Below are 22,801 nucleotides of genomic sequence, written 5' to 3'. Positions count from 1 at the left end.
ACCCTCCCGCTCAGCGCTTCGGCCACGTCCACGCCGGGCCGTCGAGCATGCCCGCGCCCTCCACGCCGGTCGCACCGGCTGCCTTGGTGAGCTCGATCGTCGTGGCGTCGGCGGTGCACAGCGCGCGGACCAGGTCGCCCGCGTGGGTGACGACGAGCACCTGCGACCGCTCGGCGGCGGACGCGACGAGCGCGCCGACGGCGGGCATGAGGCTCGGGTGCAGGCTCGACTCCGGCTCGTTGAGGACCAGCAGGTCGGGCGGGCGGGTGGCGTGGGCCGCGGCGACGAGCAGCAGGAACGTGAGCGTGCCGTCCGACAGCTCAGCCGCCGAGAGCGGGCGCAGTAGGCCCGGCTGGCTCATGGCGACCCGGCAGACGCCGTCGTCGTCCTCCGTGACGACCAGGCGGGAGCCGGGGAACGCGACGTCGACCGACGCCTGCAGCGCGTCGGCGTCGCCGGTGCGCTCGATGGTGAGCAGCGCCGCGGCGAGGTCGTCGCCGGTCGGTGACAGGACGGGCGTGAACGTCGAGACGCCGGGGCGGCGGGCCGGGCTGTCGGCGTCGGTGCGGAGGTGGTCGTAGAAGCGCCAGCGCCGGGCCTGCTCCCGCAGGGCGAACAGGTCGGGCGTGGCCGCCGGGTCCGCCAGCAGCGCCATGACCGACTCGTGGGGGTGCACCGTGAGCGGCACGGACGTCCAGGCGCCGGAGTCGTCGCGTGTGCGGACCCGCGAGCCGGTGCGCTCGGTCAGGACGGTCGACGGGCGCAGCACCGGACCGGCCCACACGACCTCGGACTTGATCTCGGGGTCGAGCTTGAACGGTCCCAGCTGCGGCAGCCCGAGGTCGATCGCGTACGACAGGTCCTCCGTCGCGACTCCCAGCCGGACCGCGGCGGGGGCCCCCGTCCGGCGGCCGGCGTGCATCGCGGAGCGCATCCCGCCCTCGCGCGCGAGCGACGACACGGCACCGTCCCGGGCCACCTCGGCGAGCAGGCGCAGCGCGCGGTAGACGCTGGTCTTGCCGCTGCCGTTGGCGCCGGTGACGACGGTGAGGTTGCTGAGGCCGAGGGTCAGCGACCGCAGGCTGCGGTACCCCTCGACGGCCAGGGTCTGGATCATGGCGCGACCCTAGCCGCGGGCGCCGACGCTCAGACCGGCTCCAGGAGCACGACGGGGATCACGCGCGACGTCCGCTCCTGGTACCGCGCGTAGTTGGGCAGGGCGTCGACGATCCGCGGCCAGAGCGCCTGCCGCTCCTCCGGCGTCGCCACCCGCGCCACCATCGGCACGGCCGGGCGGCCCTCGAGCGACACCCTGACCTGCGGGTGCTCACGCAGGTTGAGGAACCAGGACGGGTGCCCGTCGTTGCCGCCCGCGGAGGCCACGACCACGAGGGTCTGCCCGAGCGTGACCGGGGCCGTCAGCATCGACGACCGCGGCCGGCCGGACCGCCGCCCGACCGTGACCAGCTCCAGCGACGGGAGCCCGACCAGCGTCCCGCCGAGCCGGCCGCCGCTGAGCCGCACGCCCGTGCGGTGCAGCCAGCTCAGGGTCCTCATCACGACGGTGCTCGGCATGCCTCGATGAGAGCACGGATCCGCGACCCGTGTCGGACGTGCGTGCGACGATGCCCCGATGACCAAGTTCGTCGTCGACGCGGGCGCCGCCCTCCGGCTGGCCGCGACCGACGCCCCGCTGCCCGACGCCCACGAGCTCCTGGCCCCGACGCTCCTGCGGTCCCAGGCGCTGTCCGCGATGCACGAGGCCGTGCACCGTGGCGAGCTCACCGCCGCGGTCGCGCGGGACCGCCTCGCGCGGCTGAACCGGCTCAAGATCCGGCTGCTCGGCGACGGCGTGCTGCGCAAGGTCGCGTGGACCGTCGCCGACGAGCTGGGCTGGGAGTCCACCTACGCCGCCGAGTACGTCGCGCTGACGCGGCTGCAGGCCGACTACCTGGTGACGCTCGACGACGAGCTGGCGCGAGCCGTGCAGGGCGTCGTGCCGACGGCACCCTTCGACGCGCTCCTCGCGCCGCGGTCCTAGGGTTGCTCGGATGGACGACTACTGGTGGGAGCCTCCCATCGCAGGCACCGAGCTGGAGCAGCTGGTCGGCGCCCTCGAGCGACTGCGCACGACCTTCCGCTGGAAGGTCGACGACCTCGACGCCGCCGGGCTCGGTGCCCGGATCCCGTCGTCGGACCTGACCCTCGGGGGGCTGCTCAAGCACGTCGCGGCCGTCGAGGACATCCAGTTCACGATCAAGCTGACCGGTGGCCGGATCGGGGAGCCCTGGGAGTCCACCGAGTGGCGGGGCGGCAACGACTGGCTGTTCGGCAGCGCGGCCGACGACACCCCGGAGCAGCTCTACGCGTACTGGGACGACGCGGTCCGCCGGTCCCGCGACCGGCTCGGCGCGGCGCTGACCCGCGGCGGCCTCGACCAGCGGATCGACCTGGCCCACCCCGATGGCACGCACGCGACGCTGCGGCGGCTCGTGTTCGACCTCGTCGAGGAGTACGGACGGCACACGGGGCACGCCGACCTGCTGCGCGAGGCGGTCGACGGGCGCGGTGAGGACCCGCCCGAGGGCTGGCGTGCGGTGTCGGGCCGGTTCGGCCCCCCGGCCCAGTGAACGTCTCGCTCAGCCCCTGGTCAGTCTCCGACGCCGACTCGCTCACCGTGGCCGTCGGGGAGAGCCCCGAGCTCGCCGTGCAGCTCGGGCAGAAGGTCGAGTCACCGTCGGCGGCCCGCACCTACATCGCGCAGTACCTCAACGACGACGACGGGACCGTCGCGTTCGCCATCCGCGTCGACGGCGTCGCGGTCGGTCACGTGGCGCTCAGCCACATCGAGCGCCGCAACGACTCCGCGTGGGCGTCGTACTGGGTGACCGCGAGCCGGCGGGGTCACGGGCTGGCCTCCCGCTCGCTGGCCACGATCGCCGCGCACGCCTTCGACACCCTCGGCCTGTTCCGGCTCGAGCTCGGGCACCGCGTGAACAACCCGGCGTCGTGCCGGGTGGCCACCGCGGCCGGGTTCGCCGCCGAGGGGATCGAGCGATCCAAGCTGCGCTACGGCAGCGACCGGTACGACGTCGAGACGCACGCCCGGCTGTCCACCGACCCGCGGCCACCGATCGAGCTGGTGCCGATCGTGGGAGCGGCGGTCCGGCCCGCCAGGTGACCGTGCGGGTCGGTGACCGCCCCCGGCCGCGAGCTCAGAAGTCGCCGCCGCCGAAGTCGCCGCCGAACCCTCCGTCGAAGCCACCGCCGTCGAACCCGCCGTCGAACCCGGCGTCCCCTCCCCCGTCGGCCGCGACGTCGCCGCCGCCGTCAGCGGCGGGGTCCGGGCTGCCGCCGTCGGACAGGTCGAAGAAGCTGTCCGCGATCGCCGTGCCGACGAAGGCTCCGGCGACGCTGGCCAGCAGGCTGCCGGCGATGATCCCGCCCATGCCGATCCCACCGGCACCGCCGCCGAAGCGGTTCTCCAGCGTCCCGGGAGCGCGCATCTCCGCCCGCGTGGCCATCCGCGCCAGGGCGCGCGGGTCGTCCGACTGCGCCCGCTCGGCCTCGGGGACGTCCTGCGCGAGCCCGTCGAGGACCTGCCGACGCTGCTCGGGCGTCAGCTGTGCGAACGCCTCGGCGTGCGCCTGCTCGATCGCGTCGGGCGGCGCGGTGCGCAGCAGGTAGCGGTAGCGGTCGATGGCGGCCTCGTCGGACGTCGGCGGGCGGCTGCCGTACGGCCCGGCCGGCCGGTCGGCCGGCTGCTCGTCGCGACCCAGGAAGCGGTCGAGGAATCCCATGCGTCTCACCTCTCGTGTCGGTTCCTGGTCCAACGCCGCGGTTGCTCGACGGGTTCCGACGAATAACGGTGGCCTGCGCGTCCGCCGGCTGGCAAGGTGACGCCGCCCGATCCCAGGAGGTTCCACCATGCCCGCTCTCGACGGACGCGTCGTCCTCGTCACCGGCGCCAGCCGCCGGATCGCGATCGGCGCCGGGGTGGCCCGCCGCCTGGTCGCCGACGGCGCCACCCTGCTGCTCCACTCGTGGACGCCGCACGACGCCGAGCAGCCGTGGGGAGCGGACGAGGGCGGGGTCGACGCGCTGGTCGAGGAGCTGCGCGCGGCGGGCGGGACGGTCGAGCACGTGTCGATGGACCTGGCCGACCCGGCGGCGCCGCACGCGCTCGTCGACGCCGCGCACGCCGCGTTCGGCCGGCTGGACGCGGTGGTCGCCAACCACGCGCGCAGCTCGGGGCAGAACCTGGAGCAGCTCACCGCTGCGGAGATCGACCTGTCCTACGCGGTGAACACGCGCGCCACCCTGCTGCTCGTGCAGGCGTTCGCGGCCCGGCACGACGGCGAGCCGGGCGGGCGCGTCGTCGTCTTCACGTCGGGCCAGTACCGCGGGGCGATGCCGGACGAGCTGCCGTACATCGCGTCGAAGGCCGCCCTGCACGAGCTGACGGCCAGCCTGGCCGTGCACCTCATGCCCCGCGGGATCACGGTCAACTGCGTCAACCCCGGCCCGAACGACACCGGCTACGCCGACGACGCCACGCGAGCCGCCCTGAGCGCCCAGAGCCCCGGAGGCCGGTGGAGCACGCCGGCCGACACGGCCCGGCTGATCGCGTGGCTGCTCAGCGACGAGGCCGACTGGGTGACGGGCCAGACGATCGCGTCGGACGGCGGCTTCTCCTCGCTCTGAGCGCCTACGCTCCGCGGATGACCTCGTACGCCGTCGACCACCCGTGGCTCGCGGTCGGCATCCTCGTCGTCGTGCTCGTCGGGCTCGCGTGGCTGCTCCGGCCCCGCGGACCACGCCCGAGGGCGGGGGAGATCTGGTACGCCGAGGTGCCGTTCCAGGACGGGACCGGCAGCAAGGACCGGCCCGTGCTGGTGCTCGCGGCGGGCGGGCGATCGTACGAGGTCGCGCGGTTCACGTCCCAGGACAAGAGCAACCGGCGCGACCACGTCCACGTGCCGCAGGGCGTCTTCGATCAGCGCAAGGCCAGCTGGCTCGACCTGCGTCCGACCCGCCTGCCCCGGTCGGCGTTCCGTCGACGCACCGGGAACCCGGGTGGGGAGTTCGTCGACTGGTACCGCGAGGTGGCAGAGAAACGTGTGTGATCCGCACGAGCCGACGGCGTAGCGTCTGGCACTCGTGAGCGGGTTCGTCGACACGGTCGTGCCGCGCAGGCTGGGCACCGGGTTCCGGTGGCTGCTGGCCTCGTCGTGGAGCACCAACCTGGGCGACGGGATCGTCCTCGCGGCGGGACCGCTGCTGGTGGCCTCCCGGACCGACGACGCGTTCCTCGTGGCCCTGGCCGCGCTGCTGCAGTGGCTGCCGCCGCTCCTCTTCGGGCTGTGGGCCGGGGCGGTGACGGACCGGCTGGACCGGCGGCGGCTGGTGATCCTCGTCGACTCGCTGCGGACCCTGGTCCTGCTGCTGCTCGCCACCGCGGTCGCGGTCGACGTGGCGACCATCTGGCTCGTGCTCGTCGCCATGTTCCTGCTGGGCACCGCCGAGACGTTCGCCGACAACGCGTCGAGCACGCTGGTGCCGATGCTCGTGCAGCGCGACGACCTGGCGCTGGCCAACAGCCGGATCATGGCCGGGTTCGTCACCGTCAACCAGCTCGTCGGTCCGCCGCTGGGCGCGTTCCTGTTCGCGGTCGGGCACGCGTGGCCGTTCGCGACCGAGGCGGTGCTGGTCGCGGCGGGCGCGGTGCTGGTGTCCCGGGTGGCCCTGCCGCCGCACCGCGCGCAGGCGCACACGACGCACATCCGGCACGACATCGCCGAGGGCGTCCGCTGGGTCCGGCACCACGCGGCGGTGCGGACGCTGGTGCTGACCGTCCTCATCTTCAACGTCACGTTCGGTGCCGCGTGGTCGGTGCTGGTGCTCTACGCGCGCGAGCAGCTGGGTCTGGGCGCCATCGGGTTCGGGCTCATCACGACGGTCGGCGCGTTGGGCGGGCTCGTCGGCACCGTGTCCTACGGCTGGATCACGCGGCGGGTCAGCCTGGCGAACCTCATGCGGATCGGCCTGGTCATCGAGACCCTCACGCATCTCGCCCTCGCCCTCACGACGACCGCGTGGTTCGCGCTGGTCGTGTTCTTCGTCTTCGGCGCGCACGCGTTCGTGTGGGGGACGACGTCCGTGACGATCCGGCAGCGGGCGGTGCCGACGCAGCTGCAGGGGCGGGTGGGGAGCGTGAACCTGGTGGGGGTGTTCGGCGGGCTGGTGATCGGCGCCGGGATCGGCGGCCTGCTCGCGCAGCGCTACGGCGTGACGGCGCCGTTCTGGTTCGCGTTCGTCGGGTCGGCGGTCTTCGTGGTCCTCATCTGGCACCAGCTGCGGCACGTCGCGCACGCCGACGAGCAGGACGCCCCCGCAGCGGCTTGACGGCTGCATAGAAGAACTTCAATATAAGCGCGTGACGACGACTGCCATGGGCGCGCCCGCCGCCGAGGACGTCGCCCACGCCCTGCGCGCGCTCGCCGACCCGCTGCGCCTGCGCGCCCTCTCCCTCATCGCCGCCAGCCCGACCGGCGAGGCGTGCGTCCTCGACATCAGCGAGCTGACGGCCGTGTCGCAGCCCACCGTGTCGCACCACCTCAAGGTGCTCCGCGACGCCGGGATGGTCACGTCGGAGCGGCGCGGCACCTGGGTCTGGTACCAGCTCGCGCCGGAGCACCGGGACGCGGTCCGCGCGGTCCTGCAGGCGTTCGCCGCCGTCGACGCGCGTCCCACCGGGACCGTCCCGGACCTCGACCGCCACCTCGACCAGGTCGCCTCCGACCTCGCACCGCGGTACCCGACGATCGCCGCCGCCCGGGTACGCGACGTCGTCCGCGACTCCTCGACGGCACTCGCCCGGACCTCCGGGCTCGGCGTGGGGCTGGTCAACCTGACCGAGCGCTTCGCACGGCAGCGCCTCGACGACCTGGTCCGCATCGAGGGCGGCACGACCGTCCCCCGGGTCCTCTTCGTCTGCGTCGCCAACGCCGGCCGGTCGCAGCTGGCGGCCGCCCTGCTCCAGAGGTACGCGGGCGACACGGTCCTGGCCCGGTCGGCAGGATCAGCGCCCGCCCCGGCGATCCACACGCACGTCCGCCCGGAGCTCGAGGCGCTCGGGGCCGACGGGTTCCCCAAGCCGCTCACCGACGACGCCGTCCGCGCGGCCGACGTCGTCGTGACGATGGGCTGCGGCGACGTCTGCCCGGTCTACCCCGGCACCCGCTACGAGGACTGGGCGGTCGGCGACCCCGCGCTCGCCTCCCCCGACGGCGTCGCGGCGATCCGCGCCGACCTCGACACCCGCGTCCGCACCCTGCTCACCTCCCTCACCAGATCCGGAGCGTCATGACCAAGCCCAGCGTCCTGTTCGTCTGCGTCCACAACGCCGGCCGTTCCCAGATGGCCGCGGGGTTCCTCACCGCGCTGTCCGGCGGCGCGGTGGAGGTCCGCTCGGCCGGGTCGATGCCCGCCGAGCAGGTGAACCCCGTCGCGGTGGACGCCATGGCCGAGGTCGGTGTCGACATCCGTGCCGAGCAGCCGAAGGTGCTGACCACCGAGGCGGTGCAGGCGTCGGACGTCGTGGTCACCATGGGCTGCGGCGACGCGTGCCCGTACTTCCCCGGCAAGCGCTACGAGGACTGGGTGCTCGAGGACCCGGCGGGGCAGGGCATCGACTCGGTCCGCCCGATCCGCGACGAGATCCGCGGCCGGGTCCTCACCCTGCTCGGCGAGCTCGGGGTGGAGCCCGTCGGCGCGTGACCGCCCTCGTCCGCCGGCTGGGGGTCACCGACGCGGTCGTGGTCGGGCTCGGTGCGATGCTCGGCGCCGGCGTGTTCGCCGCGTTCGCGCCCGCCGCGCAGGCCGCGGGATCGGGTCTGCTCATCGGGCTCGGCATCGCGGCTGTCGTCGCATTCTGCAACGCCACGTCGTCGGCCCGGCTGGCCGCCCGGTACCCGGAGTCGGGCGGCACCTACGTGTACGCCGGTCGCCGGCTCGGACCGTTCTGGGGGTTCCAGGCGGGCTGGTCGTTCGTGGTCGGCAAGACCGCGAGCTGTGCGGCGATGGTGCTCACCTTCGCCTCTTACGCCGCGCCCGGGCACACCCGGCTGGTCGGCATCCTCGCGGTCGTCGCCATCACCGCGCTCAGCTACCGCGGTGTCCAGCGGTCGGCGCAGGTGAGCCGCGTCATCGTCGCCCTCACCCTCGCCACCCTGGCGGTCGTCGTCGGCGCGGCGCTGGCCGGCGGGACGGCGTCGGCCCAGAACCTGGCCGGGGTCGACGCGGGCGGCATCCTGCAGTCGGCCGGGCTGCTGTTCTTCGCGTTCGCGGGGTACGCCCGGATCGCGACGCTCGGCGAGGAGGTCGTCGACCCCCGCCGCACGATCCCCCGGGCGATCCCGCTCGCGCTCGGCATCGTGCTCGTCGTGTACCTCGTCGTCGCCGTCAGCGCGCTCCTTGCCGTCGGTCCCGACGGCCTCGCCGCCACGGCCGCCCCGCTGCGCGCGGTGGTCGAGGCGGGCTCGTGGGCGGCTATGGGTCCGGTGGTCCAGGTCGGCGCGGCGGTCGCGTCCCTGGGCGCGTTGCTGGCCCTCGTCCTCGGCGTCTCGCGCACGACCATGGCCATGGCACGGAACCGGGAGCTGCCTGGCGCCCTGGCAGCCGTCCACCCGAGGCACGGCGTGCCGTACCGCGCCGAGCTGGCCGTCGCGGCGGTGGTGGTCGTGCTCGTCGCGACCCTCGACGTGCGGGGGGCCATCGGGTTCTCGTCGTTCGGGGTGCTCACCTACTACGCGCTCACCAACGCCAGCGCGCTGCGCCTCCGGGCCGACGAGGGGCGGCCGCCCGTGTGGGTGGCGGTGCTGGGGCTCGTCGGGTGCGCGGTCCTCGCCGTGACCCTGCCGGTCGCGTCCGTCGTCGGTGGCGCGCTCGTGGCGCTGGTCGGCGCCGGGCTGTGGGCGGTGCGCCGAGGCTCCCGGCCCGACGGCGGCGCCGGTGGTCGTCCGGCGGGCGGCAGCCGGGACTAAGCCGGACGCTGCCGTCGTTGAGAGGACCGTGACCACCGACACCACCTGGACCGACCCCCGCGAGCAGCTCGAGGCCGTCGTGATGATGGCCAACGGGCGCCTGGCGCCGCGGTCGTTCGCGGACCGCGCGGCGGCCGAGGCCTGGGCGAAGCCGGAGCTGGGCGACCAGGTGCTCGAGCGCAACCTCGTCTGCTCCTGCGACAGCTGATCCCTACCCGCCGACGTGCGCGACGATCCGCTTGATCGTCTCCTCGTCGCGCAGGATCCGGCGGTGCCCGAGCCCGTCGCTGACCACCAGCTCCGCCCCGGGCCACGCGCGCGCGATGCGGGCGCCGTCGGCGTGGTCGGCCTCCTTGTCGTCCCGGTCGCTCAGCACCAGGGTGGTCGGCAGCGGCAGCCTGGTGTTGGCCGCCCGCGTCGGGATGTCGAGGTCCGCCAGCCGCCGCCCCGCGAGCGTCTGCATGCGCACCTCGAACCGGTGCCGCGTCCGGGCGCTGAAGCCGAGGGTGTGCGCGAAGCCCTCGATGTAGGTGGTCGGGTCCGCCAGCGGGGTGACCAGGACGAGGCGCTCCGTGGGCGTGCCGTCGAGGACCGCGAGCGCGCTCGCCGCGCCACCCATCGAGTGGCCGACGACGGCACGGGCCGGACCGTGCGCGTCGATCACGGTGCCGAGCGCCGTCATCATCTCGGGGAGGGTCGTGCGCCGGCCGCCGAGCTCGCCCGGGCCGGAGTCGCCGTGCGCGGGTGCGTCGTACGCGACGACCCGCAGGCCGGCGTCGACCAGGGGCTCGACGAGCGAGCGCAGCTGTCCGCGGTGGCCGCCCCAGCCGTGCACCAGGTAGACGGTCGGCCCGTCGCCCCAGACCTGGCCGGCGATCGGGCCGGTGCGGAACGCGGTGCCCCCGGGGATGGTCGACCGGTCCTTGGTGCGGGCAGGCGTGCACCACAGGCGCAGGGCCCCGCGGGCGACGAGCTCGGGGGCGATGCGGTCGAGCGCCCCGACCGCGGACCGGACGGCCGGCGGGACGGGCGGCAGCTGCGTACGAACGGTCGTGCTTTTTTCGGCCGACGAAGCGGTCATGGCAGGTTCCTCCAGGAAGGGGTCAGCTCAGGAGCGACTGCAGCAGCCGCTCGAACGCGTAGCGGGTGTGGGCCTCGGCGGCCGGATCACGCAGCAGCCGGTGCGCGTGGAAGTGGGCGAGCATCAGCCCGTGCAGGTCGTGCGCGAACTGCTCGGGCGCCAGGTCGTCGCGGAACGTCCCGTCCTTGGCCCCGGAGCGGTACATCTGCGCGAGCGAGTCCACCAGGTCCCAGTGGTCGCGGACCAGGAGGTCGCGGACCGGGCCGGGCTGGTCGTCGAACTCGGTGGCTGCCGAGACGAACAGGCAGCCCGCCGCGCCGGACGACGACGTGACGAGCCACCGCTCGAACAGGGTGCGGACGCGCTCCTCGCCCCGGGGAGCCGCCAGTGCCGGCCGGATCACCTGGGCGACGAAGTTCTCGCGCGCGCTGCCCAGGACCGCGAGCTGGAGCGCCTCCTTGGACCGGAAGTGCGCGTACAGACCGCTCTTCGACATCCCGCTGGCGCTGGCCAGGGTGCCGATGGTCAGACCGGCGACACCGAGCCGCCCGGCGATCTCGACCGCCTGGTCGATCACCGCCTGACGGGTGGCGTCACCTTTGCTCATGGGACATGACTACCATGAATAGCACGATCGTGCGCTAGACCGCCATGATCCCGACGCCGACTGCCGCAGCGCCCAGGCACAGCAACACGGAACCCACGGCGTTCACGGTCGCCCGGCGCAGGTCGCCGGCCTGGATCAGCCGCACGGTCTCCACCATCGCGGTCGAGAACGTCGTGAACCCGCCGCAGAATCCCGTGGCGCCCACCACCAACCATCGTGGGCCGAGCCCGTGGTAGAGGCTCGCGCCGGTCAGCAGGCCGATGAGGAGCGAGCCGCTCACGTTGACCACCAGGGTGGCCAGCGGGAAGACCCGCGTCCAGCGCGAGCGCACCGAGCCGTCGACGACGAACCGCGTCGCTGCACCTATCCCCCCGACCACGGAGACCAGCGAGACCAGGAGCAAGCTCACGGGGCCTCGTCCGGCAGCCGCAGCCGCTCGTGGCGCCAGCGGTGGTGCCGCGCGGCAAGGGCGACACCGGCCACGCACGCAAGAAGCCCCAGCACCACGCTCAGCGCCCCGTACACCAGAGCCAGGGTCACCTGACCGGCCGCGAGCAGGCGCTCCATCTCGATGGCCAGGCTGCTGAATGTCGTGAACCCCCCGAGCACCCCGGTCCCCGCACCCAGCCGGACCACGGTCCCCCGCCCGGACTCCTCGCCCCGGCGCAGCAGGGCCTCCAGCAGCGCGCCGAGCAGGAACGACCCCAGCAGGTTCTCGACGAACGTCGCCGTCGGCCAGCCGCTCGGTGCGGTGCCGACCGTCTGGGTCAGGGTCCAGCGCGCGGCCGTCCCCACGGCACCGCCGACCGCGACGACCGCGACCAGGCGCGGGTCGAGGTGCGGCGACCGGGTCACGGGTGGTCCTCCACGCAGAGGGGGACGATCGTCACGGGCACGGGTTGCGTGTGCGCCAGGCGGCCGGCCGTGGACCCACCGATGAGATGGTTCATCCAGCCGCCGATACCGGGTCGCCGACTGCCGAGGACGATCTGCAGGGCACCCGTCTCGCGCGCGACCCGGGCCAAGGCCCGTGACGCCTCGCCGACGGTGTAGACGAACCTCCACGGCACGTCCACGTCCCCGAGGTCCGTCGCCAGCTGCTCGCCCAGCGCCGTCTCCGCGACGCCGTCCCGCTCCCGGCTGTCGACGTGGTCGGGGTCCAACGGGGTGGTGACGAGCGTGCCGTCGGGCTCCTCGCCGACGAGGCTCCGCGCCGGGTCCGCCCAGACACAGACCAACGACGCCCGCATCGCGTGCGCCAGCGACGCGGCCCGGCGGACGACCGTCGGCGGCTGGTTCGGCAGGACACCGACGACGAGCGTCGGGGCACCCGGCTCCACGACGCCGTGCCACGGGTGCGGGGCGGAACGGGTCACCTGACGAGGCTACGCGGGAACACCAGGAAGGACGCTGAGGTTGGCCACCACCATGACCACTATCGGATTCATCGGTGCAGGCCACATCGGCGGCACCCTCGCGCAGCTCGCGATCGCCCAGGGCTACGACGTCGTCGTCAGCAACTCCCGCGGCCCGGAGACCCTGACCGACCTCGTGGAGCAGCTCGGCGACCGCGCGCGCGCCGCCACGGCCGCGGAGGCGGCCGCCGCGGGTGACGTGGTCGTCGTGACCATCCCGACGAAGGCGATCGGCGACGTGCCCGTCGAGCCCCTGGCCGGCAAGGTCGTCATCGACACCAACAACTACTACCCGCAGCGCGACGGCCAGATCGCCGCGCTCGACGACGAGTCGACCACCGTCTCCGAGCTCCTGCAGGCGCGCCTGCCGGAGTCGCACGTGGTCAAGGCGTTCAACCACATCTACTTCAGCGACCTCGCCAGCCAGGGCGTCCCCGCCGGCACCCCGGACCGGCGTGCGCTCGCCGTCGCGGGAGACTCGGACGAGGCTCGCGCCGCGGTGGCCGAGCTCATCGACGAGCTGGGCTTCGACACGGTCGACGTCGGCCCGCTCGCCGAGGGCTGGCGCTACCAGCGCGACACCGCGGCGTACGTCGAGAGGTTCGACGCCGACGGTCTGCGTGACGCGCTGGCGAAGGCCGTGCGCTACCGCGACATGTGACGACGGGACGGCCTGCGCTCCCCTCCGGGCGCAGGCCGTCCGTCCGGTCACCGCCAGGAGTCGCGACGCGGGCCGGTGATACGTCATTTCCCCTCGCCCGGGGCAGCCTGCGGACGTAGCGTCCGGCTCATGGACCTCGCCCGGCAGGACACCCACCCGCGCCCCTCCCTGCGCCCAGGCGTCGCGCTGGTCCGGCGACCCTGATGGACCCCGCGGCCGTCCGGGCGTACTACGCCGCGAAGAGCCAGCACGAGCGCGACCGCCTGCTGTCCGCGGAGGGCCTCCTCGAGCGCGTGCTGACCACCCGGCTGCTGGAGCCCCACCTCGGCGAACCGGGTCGCGCGCTCGACCTCGGCGGCGGCACCGGGCCCTACTCGGTGTGGCTGGCCGAGCTCGGCTGGGACGTGACCCTGGCGGACCTCTCCCCCGAGCTGCTCGCCATCGCCGAGTCGTCCCTGCCGGCGGGGACCGTCCGCGAGGTCGTCGAGATCGACGCCCGGGACCTGTCCCGCTGGGGCGACGCGACGTTCGACGCCGTCCTCAGCCTCGGCCCGATGTACCACCTGACGACCGCACCCGACCGTGCGCGCGCCGCGACCGAGCTCGCCCGCGTGACCCGGCCCGGCGGGCTGGTCGCCGTCGCCCTCATGCCGCGGTACGTGTCCGTCCGCCGGCTCCTGTCGCTGCCCGACGAGCGGTGGCAGCTGGCCGACCCGGCCTTCCTGGACCGGTTGCTCGACGACGGCGTCCTCGAGAACGCCGTCCCGGACCGGTTCACGCACGTGTACGGCGTCGAGCCGGACGCCGTCGCACCGTTCTTCGAGTCGCACGGCTTCGCGACCGTCGCCCTGTCGTCGACGCACGGGTTCCTCACAGGCGTCGAGGACGGGTTCGAGGCGCTGCGGGTCGAGCACCCCTCCGCCTACGGCCGGCTGCTCGACCGGCTCGTCGCGACGGCGGCGGACCCCGGGGTGCTCGCCACCGCCGGGCACCTGCTCTACGTCGGGCGGCGGGCCTAGGACCCCACGAGCCCCGACTCGTAGGCCGCGATCACCAGCTGCACCCGGTCCCGGCAGCCCAGCTTGCGCAGCGCCTCCGACACGTGGGACTTCACCGTCGGCTCGGCGATCCACAGCTCCGCACCGATCTCCGCGTTCGACAGCCCTCGTGCCACCGCCCGCAGGATCTCGAGCTCGCGCGGCGTCAGGTCGTCGATGCCCTTCGTCCTCGTCGGCGCCGGGGACCGGGTGGTGAAGTCGTCGACCAGCCGACGCGTGACCGTCGGCCCGAGCAGCATCGAGCCCTCCGCGACCATCCGCACCGCCTCGACCAGCCGGTCCGCCGTCACGTCCTTGAGCAGGAAGCCGCTGGCGCCCGCACGCAGGGCGTCGTAGACGTACTCGTCCAGGTCGAAGGTGGTCAGGATGAGGACCCGGGTCGACGGGTGCTCCGCGCTGATCCGGGCCGTCGCCGCGATCCCGTCGAGGACCGGCATCCGCACGTCGACCACCGCGACGTCCGGCTGCGCCGTCGCGACCAGCCGGAGCAGGTCTCGCCCGTCCTTCGCGGCCCCCACCACGTCCAGGTCCGGCGCCGCGCCGATGATCGCGGCGAACCCCTGCAGCACGACGGGCTGGTCGTCCGCGACGACGACGCGCGTCACGCGGGCACCGCGACGTCCAGCACGAACTCCCCGTCGACGACCACGGCCGACATCGTGCCACCGAGCGCCTCGACGCGTTCGCGCATGCCGATGAGCCCGCGGCCAGGGTCCGCGCCGCCGTCCGCGGCGTTGGTCATCCGGAAGCCGACCGTCGTCCCCGTCTGCGTCCGCCGGACCGTGGCGAGGCTGCCGGCGGCGTGTCGGCGGGCGTTGGTCAGCCCTTCCTGCACCGCGCGGTAGAGCACGTACCCCGTGGCGGGCGGGATGTCGCGCCAGGCGCCCTCGAGCGTGATCGGCTGACCCGCCGCGACCGCGCTCGCCACCAGGTCGTCCACGTCGCACGCCGTCGGCTGCGGGGTGCGCTCGCTCTCGTCGGACGTGCGCTGCAGCACGACGAGCACCTGCCGCAGCTCGGTGAGGGCCTCCCGCGCGTCCTTCGCGATGTCGGCGAGGACCTCCCGGGCATCGTCGTTCAGGTCGGGGTGCAGGAACGGCGCCGACTCCGCGCGCACCGCGACGAGCGACACGTGGTGCGCGACGACGTCGTGCAGGTCCCGCGCGAGCCGGGCCCGCTCCCCGGCGAGGGACTCGACCTCGAGCGCGTGCCGCTCGGCTGCGTCGACACTCTCCTCCCGCAGCCGGGACCGCTGCACCGACCCGATGAGCGTGGCGACGCCGACGACGATCACGATCGCCAGGCAGTACGCGACGAACGCGTACACCTCGAAGTCGGCGCCGGTGCCCGACGTGACGGCTCCGATGGGCAGGAACGCCGGGATCTCGGTGCTGCAGTAGCCGAGTGCGACCAGGAAGGCGGCCCCCGCCGGGACGATCGCTCGCCGTGGTCCGTCGAGCGCCGCCAGGGCGGCGATGCCCAGGAGGCCCAGCCACCAGCCCCAGACGAACCCGCCGACCCAGGCGACGAACAGGAAGGGCAGGAACGCGAGCACGGTCGCCCAGACCGGCCAGCGCCGACCCAGGAGCACACCCGCCAGGACGCAGGCGCCGCCGACGACGGCGTACCCGTAGGGCGTGGGGCCGCTGCGGACGTACGCGTACCCGCCGTCCCCCAGGATCGTGAAGTTCTGCACCCCCGGCGTCAGGAGCAGCAAGGCCGCGATCACCGTCGCCACGGCGATCGACGGCACCCACTCCCGCCACGGGAACGTGGCCGTGGGCCGCCGGTCGGTGAGCACCGCTGTCGTCATGGCGTCATGGTGGCCTCCCGGTCGGCTCGGCCACCACAGCCGCGCGGCGGAGATCCAGGTCCTCCTCGCGTCGGCCATCTCCTGCACGCGGACGTACGGCTCGGCACGCACGCGGATCGCGCCTGGGCGCATGATGGACCCAGCCACCCGCACGTCCCCGAGGAGTCACCCGTGTCCCTGACCGTCCCCGCACTGCTCACCCCGTCCGCCGGCGCGCCGTTCGAGCGAGGCACCGTCGAGCGTCGCGAGCTGGGCGAGCACGACGTCCTGATCGACATCGCGTACGCCGGCATCTGCCACTCCGACATCCACCAGGCGCGCGAGGAGTGGGGCAAGGCGATCTTCCCGATGGTCCCCGGCCACGAGATCGCCGGCGTCATCTCCGCCGTCGGGTCCGGTGTCACCAAGCACGCCGTCGGCGACCGCGCGGGCGTCGGGTGCTTCGTCGACTCGTGCCGCGAGTGCGAGATGTGCCTGGCCGGCGAGGAGCAGTTCTGCCTGAAGGGCAACGTCGCCACCTACAACGGCAAGACGTACGACGGCACGCCCACCTACGGCGGGTACTCGACGCAGATCGTGGTCGACGAGAACTACGCGCTGCGCATCCCCGAGGGGATCTCGCTGGACGTCGCCGCACCGCTGCTGTGCGCCGGGATCACCCTCTACTCGCCCCTGCGGCACTGGGGTGCCGGACCCGGCAAGAAGGTCGCGATCGTCGGCATGGGCGGGCTCGGGCACATGGGGGTGCAGCTGGCCAGCGCGCTCGGCGCGGAGGTCACGGTGCTCAGCCAGTCGCTGTCCAAGCAGGAGGACGGCATGACGCTCGGCGCCGACCACTACTACGCGACCAGCGACCGGCAGACGTTCCGGGACCTGCGCCGGTCGTTCGACCTCATCATCAGCACCGTCGGCGCGGACATCGACGTCGATGCGTACCTCTCCCTGCTCCGGTTCGAGGGGTCGCTCGTGTTCGTCGGGCTGCCCGAGAACAAGCAGTCGTTCCGCGTCTTCTCGCTGACCGGTGCTCGTCGCAACCTGTCCGGGTCCAACATCGGCGGCATCCGCGAGACCCAGGAGATGCTCGACTTCTGTGCGGAGCACGGCATCGGCTCGGTCATCGAGACCATCACGGCCGACGACGTCGACAAGGCCTACGACCGCGTGGTCAACAGCGACGTCCGCTACCGCTTCGTCATCGACACGTCGACGATCCCGGCGAGCTGACCGGAGCCACCCTCGTCCACCGCCGGCGTGCGCCAGGCCGAGGTAGGCCGGCTCGACCCCGCCGAGCTCGTCAGTCCACGCCGAGCTCGTCTGTTGCAACGGACGAGCTCGGCCCTGGATGACGAGCTCGGCCGCACGTGACACGCGCGGACGTCCGTCGAGGCCGGCGAGCGCCTACGGTGAGGCCGTGGATCCCATCCAGAGCGTCGCCGACCAGCTGCAGGGGCGCGTGATCCTGTCGCAGGACTGGGTGCGGGTCAGCTTTCTGCACTGGCGGGTGGCGTCCGACCTCGTCGCGCCGCTGCTGCCGGCCGGGACGCGGCCCGACGAGCACGACGGCAGCTCGTGGGTCGGGCTCATCGCGTTCCGGATGGAGCGGTTCACGCTCGTCCCCGGGCCGGCGCTGCCGTACATCGGCGACTTCCCCGAGATCAACGTCCGGCTCTACACGGTCGACGACGAGGGCCGGCGCGGGGTGCTGTTCCGGTCGCTGGAGGCGTCCCGGGCGCTGACCGTGCTCGGCGCGCGCACCGTCATGAACGTGCCGTACCAGTGGGCGCGGATGACGATCCGCAAGACGGTCGACGCGATCGACTACCGCTCGACCCGGCTCACCGGGGAGCGGCCGTCGTCGCGGATCGTGGTCCGGCCGTCGGACGAGGTCGTGGTCGACGACCCGCTGGCCGACTTCCTCACCGCGCGCTGGGGCATGCACACCGTCATCGGTGGGCGGACGCGGTTCGTGCCCAACGAGCACGAGACCTGGCCGCTGCGCCGGGCGACCCTGGTGTCGCTGGACGACGAGCTCGTCGCCGCCGGTGGGCTGCCCGGGGTGTCGTCGCGACCGCCGGACTCGGTGCTGTACTCGCCGGGCGTGCACGCCCGGTTCGCCGTGCCGCTGCCGTAGACCGTCAGTCGGTCGCGGCCAGCGCCTCGCGCAGGACCTGGATCGCCTTGGGTCCGACGCCGTGCAGCGCCAGGAGCGCGTCGAGGTCCGCGTCGCGCACGTCGTCGAGCGTCGTGATCCCGACCAGCGCCAGCGCGCGGGTGGCCGGCGCACCGATGCCTCGGGGCAGCGGGGTGGGTGTCGTCGAGTCGGCCATGGGCCGAGAGTCTGGCACCCCTCAGCGGGGACGACGAGGCACCCCGCAGCGGGGTGCCTCGTCGGAGAGCCGGAGGTCAGGCCTCCGGGGTGGGCTGGGCGTCGCCCGCCAGGATCAGGTAGAGATCCCGGCGCGCCCGGTCGAGGACCTCGAGCGCCTGGGTGGCCTGCTCGTCGGTGCCGGTGCGGGCAACCTGGTGGGCCGCCGCACCGAGCGCCTCCATGCCGCCGCGCAGCGCGCGACCCGGCGAGGTCGGCCGGTTCGCGGCGTCCTCCCACGGGCTGCCCAGCTGCTCGGCGTTCTGGGTGACGTAGGTGCCGCCCGCCTCGGTGAGCGTGGCCATCTTGCGGCCGGACTCGGACGTGATGGCGATGAGGCCCTCGTCCTCGAGGAGGTTGAGCGCCGGGTAGATGGCGCCAGGGCTGGGGCGCCACGTGCCACCCGACCGCTCACCGATCTGCTGGATCAGCTGGTAGCCGTGCATCGGCTCCTCGGCGAGCAGCAGCAGGATCGCGGCGCGGATGTCGCCGCGCCCGGCACGCCGGCCGGGACCGCGACCGCGGCCGCCGGGGCCGAAGCCCGGACCGCCGAAGCCAGGGCCACCGAAGCCGGTGCCCCCGAAGCCTCGCGGGCCTCCGGGTCCGAAGCCGCGGCGACCGTCGTGCTCGTGGTGCTCGTGCGGGAAGGCCCCGCGGGGCCCTCCGCGGCGCGGGTCGAAGCCCTCCTCGTAGGGGGCGCCGGGGAAGTCGCCGCGACGGCGGCGGGTGCGGCCGCGCTCGGCGGTCGGGTCGGTGGTGGTGGGGACGAAGGGGTGTCGGGGGTGTCGCATGGGATGTCTCCTGACGATGTGGGTCGCTCGGGCGGGGTCGCCCTGTCGCGGCGTCCGGGAGGTCGTGGGACCTCGACCGGATGACTCAAAGATATATCGCCGATCTATCTTTGACAATCCCTAGCGATACATCGGTATCAGAGCCGAGCCAGCACCGCCCCGCCGTGCACACCGAGCACCTGCCCGGTGGTCCAGCCGCCGTCCGGCGACGCCAGGTAGGCGACCGCGGCGGCCACCTCCTCGACCGTCCCCGGCCTGCCCATCGGCACCCGTGCCAGCCGGCGCGCGTACTCGGCGTCGTCGAGGCGGCCTGCCCAGAACTCCGTGTCCGGCACGAAGCCGGGCGCGACGGCGTTGACGGCGATCCCGTCGGCGGCCACCCGGGCAGCCACCCCCGTGACCCACGAGTTCACCGCCGCCTTCGCCGCGCCGTACGAACCCGCACCCCGCAGCGCGGCCACCGAGCTCATCGCGATGATCCGCCCGCCCGGCCGCGGCATGGCGGGCAGCAGCGCCTCCCCGAGCAGGACCGTGGTCAGCACGTTGAGCCGGAACTCGTCGACCCACAGGTCGGCCGTCGCCGCCAGGCTCTCGTCGCGAGCCTCCAGCGACCCGCCCGCGTTGAGCACCAGCACGTCGACCACGCCCAGCCGCTCCGCCAGCCCCGCCACCTCGTCAGGGTCCCGCAGGTCCGCGACCTCGACGCGCATCACCCCCGCGGCGGCCTCCTCGAGCACGTCGCGCCGCCGCCCGACGATCACCACGTCGTTCCCGTCGGCCAGCAGCCTGCGCGCCACCGCACGCCCGATGCCCGTCCCGCCACCCGTCACCACCGCAGTCGTCATCGGTCCACCGAAACACCGTCGTGCGACTCTGTCGATGGGGACGGGCGACGTGCGTCATGGGCACGACCGGCCCGTTCGCCGAGTCGACCGAGATCCTGGCCGGCCTCTACCGGATCGCGACCGACGACCTCGACGGGCTGACCGCGGTCGTCGGCGAGCTGGTCCGGGGCACCGGCGAGGTGGCCGAGATCCGCGAGGCGATCGCTCCCCCGGCGGGGCTCTAGGAGGTCATCTGCGCGAGCTGGATCAGGTTCCCGCACGTGTCGTCGATCGTCGCGACGATCACCGGACCCATGTCCGTCGGCGGCTGCACGAAGCGGACGCCTCGCGCGGTGAGCCGCTCGAACTCGGCCTGGAGGTCGTCGACCCCGAACGACGTCGCCGGGATGCCGTCCTCCACGAGCGCCGCCTTGAACGGCCCGACCGCAGGGTGACCGCTCGGCTCGAGCAGGAGCTCGACCCCGTCCGTGGCGGCCGGGGAGACGACGGTGAGCCAGCGGTCGTCGCCGCCGAGCGGGATGTCGTTCTTCACCTGGAACCCGAGGACGCCGGTGTAGAAGTCGAGGGCCTTGCTCTGGTCGTCGACGAACACGCTGGTCACGGTGATGCGGATCATGAGGACTCTCCTTCGTCGGGGACCGGCCAGCGCACGGCGATCTGCCGCAGCGGTCGGGTGTCGAGGTGGTGGAACTTGTAGCGGCCCTCCCGGCGGACGGTCACCAGGCCCGCTTCCTCGAGCACCTCGAGGTGCTGCGAGACCGCCTGCCGGGTGGATCCGAGCCCGTGCCGCATGGTCAGCCGGGTGCACAGCTCGAACAGCGACTGGCCGTCGCGGTCCTGGAGCTCGTCGAGGATCGCGCGACGCGTGGCGTCGGCGAGGGCCTTGAACACGTCGGCTGCCACCCGCCATGTATAGGCAAGTGCTCACTTGCATGTCAAGGGCTGTCGATTTCCGGGACCCTCGCGCGTCATCACCCCGACCGGGCACAGTGGAGAGATGAAGGAGATGACGACATGACCGACCGATGGACCATGCTGCTCTGGGGCGACGAGGGGTTCTGGGAGAACGCGTCGCCCGAGGTCCAGGAGCGCGCGATGAGCGAGCACGGGGCGTTCTCCGAGGCGTGCGAGGAGCGCGGCTACCGCATCCTCGGCGGCGAGGAGCTGGGCCTGTCGAAGAACGCCGTCACGGTGCAGCGCCCCGAGGGCGGTGACCTGACAGTGACGGAGGGCCCCTACGTGGAGCTGGCCGAGCACCTCGGCGGCTACTACGTGATCGAGACCGACGACGTCCAGGGTCTGGCCCGGCTCGCCGGCGAGCACCTGCTGACCGACGGCGGCGGCATCGAGCTGCGTCCCGTCGTGGTGCACGACGCATGAGCCTGCAGACGTTCGTCGTCCTCATGTACGCCGCCGAGGGTGACTGGGAGGCGGCCGACGAGGCGACGAAGGCCGAGTACTACCGCCAGCACGGCGACTACGACGACCAGGCCGCCGACTACGGCGTGACGTTCCTGGCGAGCGAGGCGCTCCAGTCGGTGACCACCGCGGTCACGCTGCGTCGCTCGGGCGACGACGCGGAGATCACCGAGGGCCCCTTCGCCGAGACCGCCGAGCAGCTCGGAGGCTTCTACCTGGTCACCGCGCCCAGCCGGGAGGCCGTGCTCAAGCACGCGATGCTGCTGCCGGAGTACACCATCGAGGTCCGCGAGATCGCGGAGATGTGAGTTGTCGATCCCGGTGCGCCGCGCACGTCATCGGGGCAGCGGGGCGCACCGGGCGTCCCTCGACCAGCAGGAGCTGACATGGCCGAGTTCACCGTGGTCCTCTACCGCGACGACGCCCGCGACGAGGCACTCACCCCCGAGGAGCGCGAGCGCGCCTGGGCCGCCCACAGCGGCTTCCAGCAGCACTGCGCCGAGCAGGGCTGGGAGATCGTCACCACCCGGGCGCTCGGTGCGGCGTCCCGGGCGCGGGCGCTGCGGTCCGACGGGCGCGCCGGGGTCGTCGTCACCGACGGTCCCTACGCCGAGACCGCGGAGCAGGTGGCCGGGTTCTACCTGGTCGCCCGCACCTCGCTCGACGCCCTGACCGAGGCGGTGTCCGCGCTGGTGCTCAACGGCGAGTCCGTCGAGATCCGGCCCACCGTGCGCTTCGTCGACGGCGTCCCCGTCGACGGTGACCACGCGCTGACCGCGTCATGAGGTTCGTCGTCCTGGCGTTCGGGTCGGCGGCCCTGCCCGACGGCGTCACGCTGGGCTCCGTGGACACCGCGACGTCGGTGCAGGACCGCGTCCTGCGGGACGGGCCGTTCGCGGGGCCGGCCTCCGCGCTGACCGGGATCCGGGTGCTCGACGAGCCGGACCTGGACGCCGTGCTCGACGGGCTGCCCGCCGCCGGGACCTTCGAGGTGCGCCCCGTCGGCTGAACTGTCCGATCCCTGTCCAGGGGCGCGGCGCGTCCGCTACCTTCGACGCCACCGGCATCGTCGCGGGAGGGGGCTGCGTGACGCGGATCGTCGAGATCAGTGCTGAGGGTGTGGCCGGGGTGCGGGCGGACCTGGTCGCGACCCGGGACGCGTTGGACGGGTTCGGCCCGCTACGGCACCGGGCAGTGGCGTTGGGGGTGTCCACGTCCGGGTTCGACGAGGCCCTCGGGATCGCCGACCGGCTCGGCACCAACGTCCTGCCCGTGGTGGACACCCACCTGAACCGGGCCCGCACGTTGGCCGACCTGCGCTACGGCGGCACCCTGGGCCCGGTCATCCCCGTCGTGGACGACGACCCCGACCCGTTCACCCCGATCCCCCTCTACAACCAGACCCCGCTGGCCACCGGCGGCACCGTCCTTGCCTGGGGACCCGAACCCGCCGAAGAACACGAAGCCGACCAGGCCGACACCGAAGAATCCCAAGGCATCGGCGGGTGGTTCTCCGACCGATGGGACGACGTCACCGACACCGTGGATGCCGGCACCGACTGGGTCGCCTCCACCGCCGCCGACGCCTGGGACACCATCACCGACGCCGGCACCGCGATCAGCGACTGGTGGGAGTCGACCACCGCCGACCTGGGCGGCTGGATCGACCAGAACCTCGACGGCCTCCGGGACTGGATCGGCG

The 22,801-nt window shown here is 73.6% G+C and carries 35 protein-coding genes; 20 read left to right on the top strand and 15 right to left on the bottom strand.

The genetic code is table 11. From position 1 onward, the window contains the following. Positions 1–10 precede the first annotated feature (10 nt). Both CXY01_RS20080 and CXY01_RS20075 read right to left on the bottom strand, forming a co-directional pair. Positions 11–1,117, bottom strand: coding sequence for an AAA family ATPase (locus CXY01_RS20080; RefSeq protein ID WP_146931477.1), 1,107 nt, complete (start codon positions 1,115–1,117; stop codon positions 11–13). A 29-nt stretch (positions 1,118–1,146) separates the two neighbouring features. Beyond that, positions 1,147–1,575, bottom strand: a complete 429-nt coding sequence (locus tag CXY01_RS20075) for a nitroreductase/quinone reductase family protein (protein ID WP_146931474.1) — start codon at positions 1,573–1,575, stop codon at positions 1,147–1,149. A gap of 58 nt (positions 1,576–1,633) precedes the next feature. On the opposite strand from CXY01_RS20075, the gene CXY01_RS20070 reads away from it, so the two are divergent. The 3 genes from CXY01_RS20070 to CXY01_RS20060 are packed head-to-tail and all read left to right on the top strand — an operon-like array spanning position 1,634 to position 3,181. Beyond that, the gene (locus CXY01_RS20070; protein ID WP_146931471.1) at positions 1,634–2,041 is read left to right on the top strand and encodes a type II toxin-antitoxin system VapC family toxin; all 408 of its coding nucleotides are present in this window, start codon (positions 1,634–1,636) and stop codon (positions 2,039–2,041) included. Between the two features lie 10 nt (positions 2,042–2,051). Continuing rightward, positions 2,052–2,630: a mycothiol transferase gene (locus tag CXY01_RS20065; protein ID WP_146931468.1), complete on the top strand. Its 579-nt coding sequence runs from the start codon at positions 2,052–2,054 to the stop codon at positions 2,628–2,630. After that, the gene (locus tag CXY01_RS20060; protein ID WP_146931465.1) at positions 2,627–3,181 is read left to right on the top strand and encodes a GNAT family N-acetyltransferase; all 555 of its coding nucleotides are present in this window, start codon (positions 2,627–2,629) and stop codon (positions 3,179–3,181) included. Before CXY01_RS20065 ends, CXY01_RS20060 begins: the two co-directional genes overlap by 4 nt. A 34-nt stretch (positions 3,182–3,215) precedes the next feature. On the opposite strand, the gene CXY01_RS20055 is transcribed toward CXY01_RS20060, so the two are convergent. After that, the gene (locus tag CXY01_RS20055) at positions 3,216–3,800 is read right to left on the bottom strand and encodes a hypothetical protein (RefSeq protein ID WP_146931462.1); all 585 of its coding nucleotides are present in this window, start codon (positions 3,798–3,800) and stop codon (positions 3,216–3,218) included. Positions 3,801–3,927: 127 nt separating this feature from the next. Between CXY01_RS20055 and CXY01_RS20050 the strand changes: the two genes are divergently transcribed. Genes CXY01_RS20050 through CXY01_RS20020 form a run of 7 tightly spaced genes read left to right on the top strand, consistent with a single transcriptional unit; the run spans position 3,928 to position 9,252 of the window. Further along, on the top strand, positions 3,928–4,704 hold the full coding sequence (locus tag CXY01_RS20050; RefSeq protein ID WP_146931458.1) for an SDR family oxidoreductase: 777 nt from the start codon (positions 3,928–3,930) through the stop codon (positions 4,702–4,704). Positions 4,705–4,721: 17 nt separating this feature from the next. Continuing rightward, entirely contained in the window at positions 4,722–5,126 is a 405-nt protein-coding gene (locus CXY01_RS20045) for a putative type II toxin-antitoxin system PemK/MazF family toxin (protein ID WP_146931454.1), read from the top strand. A gap of 34 nt (positions 5,127–5,160) precedes the next feature. Then, entirely contained in the window at positions 5,161–6,405 is a 1,245-nt protein-coding gene (locus tag CXY01_RS20040) for an MFS transporter (RefSeq protein ID WP_146931451.1), read from the top strand. A 46-nt stretch (positions 6,406–6,451) separates the two neighbouring features. After that, positions 6,452–7,369 (top strand): metalloregulator ArsR/SmtB family transcription factor, encoded by a 918-nt coding sequence (locus tag CXY01_RS20035; protein WP_146931595.1) that lies wholly within the window; start codon positions 6,452–6,454, stop codon positions 7,367–7,369. After that, positions 7,366–7,779, top strand: a complete 414-nt coding sequence (locus CXY01_RS20030; protein ID WP_146931448.1) for an arsenate reductase ArsC — start codon at positions 7,366–7,368, stop codon at positions 7,777–7,779. Before CXY01_RS20035 ends, CXY01_RS20030 begins: the two co-directional genes overlap by 4 nt. Continuing rightward, a complete protein-coding gene (locus CXY01_RS20025) occupies positions 7,776–9,044 on the top strand; it encodes an APC family permease (protein WP_281285342.1) in 1,269 nt (422 codons plus the stop codon). The genes CXY01_RS20030 and CXY01_RS20025 overlap by 4 nt, the downstream gene beginning before the upstream one ends. Positions 9,045–9,072: 28 nt before the next feature. Continuing rightward, the gene (locus CXY01_RS20020; RefSeq protein ID WP_146931430.1) at positions 9,073–9,252 is read left to right on the top strand and encodes a hypothetical protein; all 180 of its coding nucleotides are present in this window, start codon (positions 9,073–9,075) and stop codon (positions 9,250–9,252) included. 3 nt (positions 9,253–9,255) lie between these two features. On the opposite strand, the gene CXY01_RS20015 is transcribed toward CXY01_RS20020, so the two are convergent. From CXY01_RS20015 to CXY01_RS19995, 5 genes are read right to left on the bottom strand one after another with little or no spacing between them, the layout of a single operon-like run. Continuing rightward, the gene (locus tag CXY01_RS20015; protein WP_146931427.1) at positions 9,256–10,125 is read right to left on the bottom strand and encodes an alpha/beta fold hydrolase; all 870 of its coding nucleotides are present in this window, start codon (positions 10,123–10,125) and stop codon (positions 9,256–9,258) included. A 22-nt stretch (positions 10,126–10,147) separates the two neighbouring features. Next, positions 10,148–10,732, bottom strand: a complete 585-nt coding sequence (locus CXY01_RS20010) for a TetR/AcrR family transcriptional regulator (RefSeq protein WP_146931425.1) — start codon at positions 10,730–10,732, stop codon at positions 10,148–10,150. A 34-nt stretch (positions 10,733–10,766) separates the two neighbouring features. Next, positions 10,767–11,141, bottom strand: coding sequence for a fluoride efflux transporter CrcB (crcB, locus tag CXY01_RS20005; protein WP_146931422.1), 375 nt, complete (start codon positions 11,139–11,141; stop codon positions 10,767–10,769). Beyond that, positions 11,138–11,587: a fluoride efflux transporter FluC gene (locus CXY01_RS20000; protein WP_146931419.1), complete on the bottom strand. Its 450-nt coding sequence runs from the start codon at positions 11,585–11,587 to the stop codon at positions 11,138–11,140. The genes crcB and CXY01_RS20000 overlap by 4 nt, the downstream gene beginning before the upstream one ends. After that, positions 11,584–12,108: a universal stress protein gene (locus CXY01_RS19995; RefSeq protein WP_146931416.1), complete on the bottom strand. Its 525-nt coding sequence runs from the start codon at positions 12,106–12,108 to the stop codon at positions 11,584–11,586. Before CXY01_RS19995 ends, CXY01_RS20000 begins: the two co-directional genes overlap by 4 nt. Positions 12,109–12,160: 52 nt before the next feature. On the opposite strand from CXY01_RS19995, the gene CXY01_RS19990 reads away from it, so the two are divergent. Beyond that, positions 12,161–12,808: an NADPH-dependent F420 reductase gene (locus CXY01_RS19990; protein WP_146931413.1), complete on the top strand. Its 648-nt coding sequence runs from the start codon at positions 12,161–12,163 to the stop codon at positions 12,806–12,808. Positions 12,809–13,011: 203 nt separating this feature from the next. After that, a complete protein-coding gene (locus tag CXY01_RS19985) occupies positions 13,012–13,827 on the top strand; it encodes a class I SAM-dependent methyltransferase (RefSeq protein ID WP_146931409.1) in 816 nt (271 codons plus the stop codon). Here CXY01_RS19985 and CXY01_RS19980 read toward each other — a convergent pair. Next, complete coding sequence (locus tag CXY01_RS19980; RefSeq protein WP_146931406.1) at positions 13,824–14,471, bottom strand: response regulator; 648 nt, start codon at positions 14,469–14,471, stop codon at positions 13,824–13,826. The genes CXY01_RS19985 and CXY01_RS19980 overlap by 4 nt on opposite strands. Further along, positions 14,468–15,679, bottom strand: coding sequence for a sensor histidine kinase (locus tag CXY01_RS19975; RefSeq protein ID WP_186813488.1), 1,212 nt, complete (start codon positions 15,677–15,679; stop codon positions 14,468–14,470). Before CXY01_RS19975 ends, CXY01_RS19980 begins: the two co-directional genes overlap by 4 nt. Positions 15,680–15,850: 171 nt before the next feature. Here CXY01_RS19975 and CXY01_RS19970 point away from each other — a divergent pair, with 171 nt between their 5' ends. Then, on the top strand, positions 15,851–16,903 hold the full coding sequence (locus CXY01_RS19970) for an NAD(P)-dependent alcohol dehydrogenase (RefSeq protein WP_146931400.1): 1,053 nt from the start codon (positions 15,851–15,853) through the stop codon (positions 16,901–16,903). A gap of 187 nt (positions 16,904–17,090) precedes the next feature. Continuing rightward, positions 17,091–17,810: a YqjF family protein gene (locus CXY01_RS19965; RefSeq protein WP_246125514.1), complete on the top strand. Its 720-nt coding sequence runs from the start codon at positions 17,091–17,093 to the stop codon at positions 17,808–17,810. A 4-nt stretch (positions 17,811–17,814) separates the two neighbouring features. On the opposite strand, the gene CXY01_RS19960 is transcribed toward CXY01_RS19965, so the two are convergent. From CXY01_RS19960 to CXY01_RS19950, 3 genes are all read right to left on the bottom strand, one after another. Next, the gene (locus CXY01_RS19960; RefSeq protein WP_146931397.1) at positions 17,815–18,006 is read right to left on the bottom strand and encodes a helix-hairpin-helix domain-containing protein; all 192 of its coding nucleotides are present in this window, start codon (positions 18,004–18,006) and stop codon (positions 17,815–17,817) included. A 76-nt stretch (positions 18,007–18,082) separates the two neighbouring features. Further along, entirely contained in the window at positions 18,083–18,835 is a 753-nt protein-coding gene (locus CXY01_RS21350; protein ID WP_146931394.1) for a PadR family transcriptional regulator, read from the bottom strand. A 137-nt stretch (positions 18,836–18,972) separates the two neighbouring features. Further along, positions 18,973–19,680, bottom strand: coding sequence for an SDR family NAD(P)-dependent oxidoreductase (locus CXY01_RS19950; protein WP_146931392.1), 708 nt, complete (start codon positions 19,678–19,680; stop codon positions 18,973–18,975). Between the two features lie 56 nt (positions 19,681–19,736). On the opposite strand from CXY01_RS19950, the gene CXY01_RS20990 reads away from it, so the two are divergent. Beyond that, positions 19,737–19,904 (top strand): YciI family protein, encoded by a 168-nt coding sequence (locus CXY01_RS20990; RefSeq protein WP_186813485.1) that lies wholly within the window; start codon positions 19,737–19,739, stop codon positions 19,902–19,904. Here the strand turns inward: CXY01_RS20990 and CXY01_RS19945 are convergent. Continuing rightward, positions 19,901–20,296 carry a VOC family protein gene (locus CXY01_RS19945; RefSeq protein ID WP_146931389.1) on the bottom strand — a complete coding sequence of 132 codons (396 nt, stop codon included), beginning with the start codon at positions 20,294–20,296 and terminating at the stop codon, positions 19,901–19,903. The genes CXY01_RS20990 and CXY01_RS19945 overlap by 4 nt on opposite strands. Further along, positions 20,293–20,583: an ArsR/SmtB family transcription factor gene (locus tag CXY01_RS19940; protein ID WP_146931384.1), complete on the bottom strand. Its 291-nt coding sequence runs from the start codon at positions 20,581–20,583 to the stop codon at positions 20,293–20,295. The genes CXY01_RS19945 and CXY01_RS19940 overlap by 4 nt, the downstream gene beginning before the upstream one ends. A gap of 111 nt (positions 20,584–20,694) precedes the next feature. Here CXY01_RS19940 and CXY01_RS19935 point away from each other — a divergent pair, with 111 nt between their 5' ends. The 5 genes from CXY01_RS19935 to CXY01_RS19915 all read left to right on the top strand — a co-directional run. Beyond that, a complete protein-coding gene (locus CXY01_RS19935) occupies positions 20,695–21,060 on the top strand; it encodes a YciI family protein (RefSeq protein WP_146931380.1) in 366 nt (121 codons plus the stop codon). After that, a complete protein-coding gene (locus tag CXY01_RS19930) occupies positions 21,057–21,407 on the top strand; it encodes a YciI family protein (RefSeq protein ID WP_222594605.1) in 351 nt (116 codons plus the stop codon). Before CXY01_RS19935 ends, CXY01_RS19930 begins: the two co-directional genes overlap by 4 nt. A gap of 78 nt (positions 21,408–21,485) precedes the next feature. Then, complete coding sequence (locus CXY01_RS19925) at positions 21,486–21,884, top strand: YciI family protein (protein WP_146931377.1); 399 nt, start codon at positions 21,486–21,488, stop codon at positions 21,882–21,884. Then, the gene (locus CXY01_RS19920; RefSeq protein ID WP_146931374.1) at positions 21,881–22,108 is read left to right on the top strand and encodes a YciI family protein; all 228 of its coding nucleotides are present in this window, start codon (positions 21,881–21,883) and stop codon (positions 22,106–22,108) included. The genes CXY01_RS19925 and CXY01_RS19920 overlap by 4 nt, the downstream gene beginning before the upstream one ends. Before the next feature lie 77 nt (positions 22,109–22,185). After that, a partial coding sequence (locus tag CXY01_RS19915; protein ID WP_222594604.1) for a hypothetical protein occupies positions 22,186–22,801 on the top strand: 616 nt, incomplete at its 3' end.

It is taken from the genome of Cellulomonas xylanilytica, from assembly GCF_007989805.1.
In the GTDB taxonomy this organism is placed as follows: domain Bacteria; phylum Actinomycetota; class Actinomycetes; order Actinomycetales; family Cellulomonadaceae; genus Cellulomonas; species Cellulomonas xylanilytica.
The sequence above is the reverse complement of the archived record's forward strand: the minus strand, read 5'-3'. Positions and strand labels throughout refer to the sequence as shown.

What these genes read in the sequence shown, in the direction of transcription:
- CXY01_RS20065 (WP_146931468.1), top strand. Translation starts at nt 2,052, where the DNA reads ATGGACGACTACTGGTGGGAGCCTCCCATCGCAGGCACCGAGCTGGAG.
- CXY01_RS20030 (WP_146931448.1), top strand. Translation starts at nt 7,366, where the DNA reads ATGACCAAGCCCAGCGTCCTGTTCGTCTGCGTCCACAACGCCGGCCGT.
- CXY01_RS19975 (WP_186813488.1), bottom strand. Translation starts at nt 15,679, where the DNA reads ATGACGACAGCGGTGCTCACCGACCGGCGGCCCACGGCCACGTTCCCG.
- CXY01_RS19925 (WP_146931377.1), top strand. Translation starts at nt 21,486, where the DNA reads ATGGCCGAGTTCACCGTGGTCCTCTACCGCGACGACGCCCGCGACGAG.
- CXY01_RS20070 (WP_146931471.1), top strand. Translation starts at nt 1,634, where the DNA reads ATGACCAAGTTCGTCGTCGACGCGGGCGCCGCCCTCCGGCTGGCCGCG.
- CXY01_RS20035 (WP_146931595.1), top strand. Translation starts at nt 6,452, where the DNA reads ATGGGCGCGCCCGCCGCCGAGGACGTCGCCCACGCCCTGCGCGCGCTC.
- CXY01_RS19960 (WP_146931397.1), bottom strand. Translation starts at nt 18,006, where the DNA reads ATGGCCGACTCGACGACACCCACCCCGCTGCCCCGAGGCATCGGTGCG.
- CXY01_RS19990 (WP_146931413.1), top strand. Translation starts at nt 12,161, where the DNA reads ATGACCACTATCGGATTCATCGGTGCAGGCCACATCGGCGGCACCCTC.
- CXY01_RS20015 (WP_146931427.1), bottom strand. Translation starts at nt 10,125, where the DNA reads ATGACCGCTTCGTCGGCCGAAAAAAGCACGACCGTTCGTACGCAGCTG.
- CXY01_RS20055 (WP_146931462.1), bottom strand. Translation starts at nt 3,800, where the DNA reads ATGGGATTCCTCGACCGCTTCCTGGGTCGCGACGAGCAGCCGGCCGAC.
- CXY01_RS19920 (WP_146931374.1), top strand. Translation starts at nt 21,881, where the DNA reads ATGAGGTTCGTCGTCCTGGCGTTCGGGTCGGCGGCCCTGCCCGACGGC.
- CXY01_RS20075 (WP_146931474.1), bottom strand. Translation starts at nt 1,575, where the DNA reads ATGCCGAGCACCGTCGTGATGAGGACCCTGAGCTGGCTGCACCGCACG.
- CXY01_RS20080 (WP_146931477.1), bottom strand. Translation starts at nt 1,117, where the DNA reads ATGATCCAGACCCTGGCCGTCGAGGGGTACCGCAGCCTGCGGTCGCTG.
- CXY01_RS19935 (WP_146931380.1), top strand. Translation starts at nt 20,695, where the DNA reads ATGACCGACCGATGGACCATGCTGCTCTGGGGCGACGAGGGGTTCTGG.
- CXY01_RS19985 (WP_146931409.1), top strand. Translation starts at nt 13,012, where the DNA reads ATGGACCCCGCGGCCGTCCGGGCGTACTACGCCGCGAAGAGCCAGCAC.
- CXY01_RS20010 (WP_146931425.1), bottom strand. Translation starts at nt 10,732, where the DNA reads ATGAGCAAAGGTGACGCCACCCGTCAGGCGGTGATCGACCAGGCGGTC.
- CXY01_RS20050 (WP_146931458.1), top strand. Translation starts at nt 3,928, where the DNA reads ATGCCCGCTCTCGACGGACGCGTCGTCCTCGTCACCGGCGCCAGCCGC.
- CXY01_RS19945 (WP_146931389.1), bottom strand. Translation starts at nt 20,296, where the DNA reads ATGATCCGCATCACCGTGACCAGCGTGTTCGTCGACGACCAGAGCAAG.
- CXY01_RS21350 (WP_146931394.1), bottom strand. Translation starts at nt 18,835, where the DNA reads ATGCGACACCCCCGACACCCCTTCGTCCCCACCACCACCGACCCGACC.
- CXY01_RS20990 (WP_186813485.1), top strand. Translation starts at nt 19,737, where the DNA reads ATGGGCACGACCGGCCCGTTCGCCGAGTCGACCGAGATCCTGGCCGGC.
- CXY01_RS19930 (WP_222594605.1), top strand. Translation starts at nt 21,057, where the DNA reads ATGAGCCTGCAGACGTTCGTCGTCCTCATGTACGCCGCCGAGGGTGAC.
- CXY01_RS20045 (WP_146931454.1), top strand. Translation starts at nt 4,722, where the DNA reads ATGACCTCGTACGCCGTCGACCACCCGTGGCTCGCGGTCGGCATCCTC.
- CXY01_RS19950 (WP_146931392.1), bottom strand. Translation starts at nt 19,680, where the DNA reads ATGACGACTGCGGTGGTGACGGGTGGCGGGACGGGCATCGGGCGTGCG.